At 38.2% G+C, this 4,693-nt stretch carries 4 protein-coding genes; 1 reads left to right on the top strand and 3 read right to left on the bottom strand.

All coding sequences use genetic code 11. The features are described 5' to 3' along the window. Positions 1–5: 5 nt before the first annotated feature. From AB4653_RS19270 to AB4653_RS19260, 3 genes are all read right to left on the bottom strand, one after another. On the bottom strand, positions 6–971 hold the full coding sequence (locus AB4653_RS19270) for a hypothetical protein (protein ID WP_102257505.1): 966 nt from the start codon (positions 969–971) through the stop codon (positions 6–8). Between the two features lie 139 nt (positions 972–1,110). Next, positions 1,111–1,761: a hypothetical protein gene (locus AB4653_RS19265; protein ID WP_102257506.1), complete on the bottom strand. Its 651-nt coding sequence runs from the start codon at positions 1,759–1,761 to the stop codon at positions 1,111–1,113. A 70-nt stretch (positions 1,762–1,831) separates the two neighbouring features. Next, the gene (locus AB4653_RS19260) at positions 1,832–3,034 is read right to left on the bottom strand and encodes a DUF3800 domain-containing protein (RefSeq protein WP_102257507.1); all 1,203 of its coding nucleotides are present in this window, start codon (positions 3,032–3,034) and stop codon (positions 1,832–1,834) included. Positions 3,035–3,776: 742 nt separating this feature from the next. Here AB4653_RS19260 and AB4653_RS19255 point away from each other — a divergent pair. Next, complete coding sequence (locus tag AB4653_RS19255; protein WP_102257508.1) at positions 3,777–4,586, top strand: DUF2167 domain-containing protein; 810 nt, start codon at positions 3,777–3,779, stop codon at positions 4,584–4,586. Positions 4,587–4,693: the final 107 nt, after the last annotated feature.

Genomic DNA, 4,693 nt, shown 5'->3' with positions numbered 1-4,693 from the left:
GCTTGTTATGTTTCTTTTAGCTCAGGAGCTACCACATTTAGTAGTTTACTGGTGTAATCAATTGCTTCACGAGCTATTTGTTGAGGAATGAATTCAGCCTTATGCACAGCGTCATTCCTTGGATTGACGAGTAAATCTCGGTAACTATAATTTTGTTGCATTAAGTCTAAGTGCAACTGAGAATCAGCTAAATTAAAGCGCCCACCTAGAGTTCTATTGCTTCTATTACTCAGGCGTGCGCCAATCTCTTCATCTGATAAACCACAATTAGAGAGTTCTAATGAGATCAATTCAGTTAGTGCGTTTTCAATAGATGCACCGCACTCTATTACAGTTTTCCGATAGTCTTTCTGCAAAAATGCGCGATTAGCCTCTAGGTAAAGTTTATAAGTCAAATTTAACGGAGCTCCAGATGATGCCAAAGTGCAAGCTTCAAGGAACTGTTCATGTTTAATATTTTTCTGCCAGTTATCCAGACAGACAGTAATTACTTTATTTTCAGTAATACCCTGATTTTTCCCATTTTCATCCCAATGAAAAAGGTGAAAATTATCACCATAAGAATTCAACGTCTGCTCAATACGAACATTTTGGTTAGACATCACTTCTAAGTAGTCAAGTAATAAGTTTATCCATGACACAAATGATTCATAAAGTAATTGACCGTTTACTTCAGCATCGTGTACTTCAAACTGAAATACCACTCTGTGCAAACTAGAATGACCACTAGGATATTGATTGGGCTTCCCCCAAAATATCGGCTCAGAGCCTTGCTTCCAGCCCTTAGCGACCTCTGGCGGGGTTAGTAGCTTCCATAAAGGATCTGGTTCATGTTCAGTCCAAATAGGAAGGAACGGAATATGGATGACACCACTGATGCCACTGACCATGATCGGGTACGAATTTCCAAGAACAGATTTATCTACACTAATCGGATACTTGAACTCAAAAATACTATATAAGTTACTCATAATTATCCCTAGAAACATAACGTCAAATTAAGGTGTGAACAACTCCACCACCTTACTTAAACCATTGCTCTATATACACTAAATTCACTTGAAGTGAGAGCGCCAAGCGTTGTGAATCACTCTTAAATTTCTTATTAGGTTACGAAGTCAAAGTTTTATGCTTACTATCAACAGCTTTTAATAACTCTTCTCTTGATTGCTCAAGGAGATTGTGGAGCTCTTCCATATTTTGGTTAACTGTTGCTAGAACTGTTTCTTCAACTTTAGGGTTACTCCAATATAACGATGTACTACCAATTATTGATGCAAAGGCTACCAATTTCCTATGCAGAACCTGCATACTCCTGAACGGAATAACCATAGATTTCAGCTGCTTATCATCTAACCGTTGAAAAAGAACGAGCTGTAATTCAAGTTTATTTAACAGCGTTTCATTTTTTGTCAGCATATCTTTCAATGGAGCAGAATCATCTTTGCCATTTTGTGTGATGTACTTTACTACCCCAGACTTAGCAAATTCTTTTACTTCCTTTGAGTCCTGTCGGTAAGCATCGATACTTAACTGTAGAAGCCCTATATAGTTCAGAGCCTGAGAAAAGCTCCTTGACGTTGAAATTGTGGCTTCAACAACTCGATCCAAGTTATCTAAACTCTTTTGTAGAACAATACCTCTTTTCCACGCATTCAGTGCTCGATAAGCAATAATGGCAGCAAATACAGTAGCTAACGAAGAAACTCCAAACAAGAACTCCGTCAGTTCAATATCAACTATAAAGTCATGAATATTCACACTAACACCCCGATACTACCAACGATGGAATGAAAAATGCCAAACGTTGGGAATCACTTTTAAATGCTTGTTAACTGGCTGCTTCCGCGACCCTTGGATTTGCTTTTGCTTTCGCTAAGAATGAAGGGATATTATTAGCTGCATTTAAACCACCATCATGTACTGTCCCAAGATCTTTAGGGTCAACATCATGTGTTGGCCAAATCTTATTGTGTCCAATAAAACGATCCAAATCTAACTTGTTTAGTTCTAGGAAGAAGTAATCTTCTGATTCTCCAACCGCAACACCTGCAGCCCAATAAGCAAAAGAACTTGCTACAATATCAGCAACTTGTATCTGCTTATGTTTCTGTGAATCAGCAAACCTCATTGATTTACCTTTTAGAGGTAGTCCAAATTTGCGACGATCATACCCTAGCTCAACTTCATCTTGAGTCCAATCCATGAATTGAGCAAACATCTCACGTTGTTTTTCAATGCTATGAGAGTCATCGTGAATTAGGTGGAAGCCTTTAGGATATTGATTCCCCCATTGGATACATTGTGCAAACAAAGCTGGGATTGATGGATCTAAGGCTGTTTTATCAATATCGTCTAGTGCGCTATCAATGTATGCTTTAGTGTCAAGGATTTGATCTATATCGGACTTAAAGCCATCACTTGACGATGATTCTTGCACGGCTTCAACGCAGGAATAGAAAGCTTCAATAGACTCTTCAGTTTGCTCTTTCACCATAGCTACAAACAGCTTATACATATTGTCCACTAACTCTTCATTGCAGAAAGCTTCGAAGCAATAGAACAACATATTTGATAGTGCAATATTTTGCCCATTAACATAAAGATCGACACCTTTCAGGTGGAGCATATGCTCAATAAGTAAATCTACAATTTTAGATGTAACCATAAAACGTTTTGAGAACACGTTCATTTTAATACTTTCAGTATTAACTGCTGGGTCACTTAATAAACGTATAATTCCATCTTGCCCTGCTTTATTTCGTTTTAGTCTCTTAAAATGAAGTTCGTTTTCTGCGCGAGAACCAACTAAACTTAAAAGACGTTCCGCCTCTTTAATAGAAAGATCGCAGCTAGCTAAAGTGAAGACTGGTTGATTTTTGTCTAATAAGTTTGAGCCCGTATTTCCTGATTCATCTAAGAAAATAGAAGGAATCACACTCTGTTTTTTACGTATAGCCTCGGCTTTGTGATTCGCTATTTTTTGAACTTTAGCTTTCTTTTGCGTTCTTTTTTGTTTGCTATTTTTGCTCATATATACTCCTGCCAGTTAACGCTTTATAAACGGGATCCCCCCGTATCCGCACTCTCTCTATACTGCGCTCAACCTCCATAAAACTCAATGAAAATCAGGGTGTTGTGCAATTCTTGCATCTCAATCGAGAATCGATTACGAAATAATCCGCATAGAACACCAAGCTCATCAGGATTAGCTCTACTAGGATAAAAAATATGAGGTACACTCACTCTAAGAAGCTTATTGGGGCAGAAGTGTTTTAGAGTAGTCGCCCTAAGGCGCTCTTGTCCCAAAGCATGGCGGCATAACACGCCTCTGGACAAAGACGTGTCAATGACTCTCCCAATTTAGCCGCGCCTGAATAACTTTTAGTATCTCAAAATGCGGAAAGGCACTGTTGCTACAGGTGGCGATTTTGATAAGAACTAGGCAGTTTCTTCTATCTTCAGTTCATTGTGTCGGGTTCACTTGATGCAATTTTATTTGCCGAACATTCAACTCCCCCTGAATCGCTTATGCCCCTTAGTCTCTGATGTGAATACTTAACAGCAAGTTCAAGTATTAGTTTTAAAATACTTCCAGTTATTGCTCAAGGTAGATAAATACTGTACTAAATCTTTCTGGCTCTATGTCGGCATAGCCTACCAATCATATGCAATTGACATATATATCAATATCTTACATTTAGATCTTTATCAACATAACTAAAGTATTTAGCTGGTAAATTGCACAAAAATAATATGCATTTAAGTGAAAAAAAATGAAATACATGGCCATTGGATTAGTGCTAATCGCAAGCTCGGTATTTGCCAATCCACTCGATAACCTTAACTGGGAATATGAAGGTATATATGACGTACCAAATCAAGACGCAACGATCCTAGTTATGACTGAGCAGTCTTTGGTTAGAGGTGATGACGCAGCAATTTTAGAAGAAGAAATTAATGGAGTTCCTAGCTCTCCAAATGCAGTTCTTTTAAACCAAGATTTAAGCAGGTTTATTATAACAGAAAGCAGACCTGGCTTTATAAAAATGGATGATTGGGAAGAAAGTATTGATAGCAATGATTTACTTCAAGAGCTTATCGATAGTACAGAGGATGATAATAAGCATAGGAAAGGCGCGCTTCTCTTTATTGATGGATGGGCAGAGAAACCAACATTAAACAAGAAAGAAGCAACGATGTATTATGCTATAAGGGCGCACAGTAGTGAGAATGAGAAAATAGTTAATGCAAGAGCATTGAAATTATCTAGAGAAGGTTATAGTCAAATCACTTGGGTAGGATCTCAAGAGCAATTTATATCAGCGGAAGATAACTTAGCGCCGACTCTAGAACAGCTAAAGTATGAAAAAGGCCATACCTATAAAGACTTTGTTCCAGAGACTGATACGGTTGCAGCTTTTGGAGCTGGTGCTTTGATGTACAAATTGATCACAGGAAAGGTTGCAGGTAAAGGTGGATTAGCTATTGGAGCTCTCTTACTCGCCTTCGGGAAAAAGCTATGGTTTCTTATATTCTTGCCTGTGGTTTGGTTAAAAAACAAACTATTCAAAAAAGACAAATAGCAGTGAGGTTAATTACTGGGGCTACTGTACTATTTAGTCCAGATATCCTCGCAGTCATCAATAAGTGCACGCAATTTGGCCAGTTGCGAGATATTACTGCCAACGAG

This window comes from Vibrio sp. 10N.222.48.A3 (genome assembly GCF_041475345.1).
GTDB classification, from domain to species: Bacteria; Pseudomonadota; Gammaproteobacteria; order Enterobacterales; family Vibrionaceae; genus Vibrio; species Vibrio tasmaniensis_A.
Note: the sequence above shows the minus strand (reverse complement) of the source record. Positions and strands in the feature narration are given on the sequence as shown.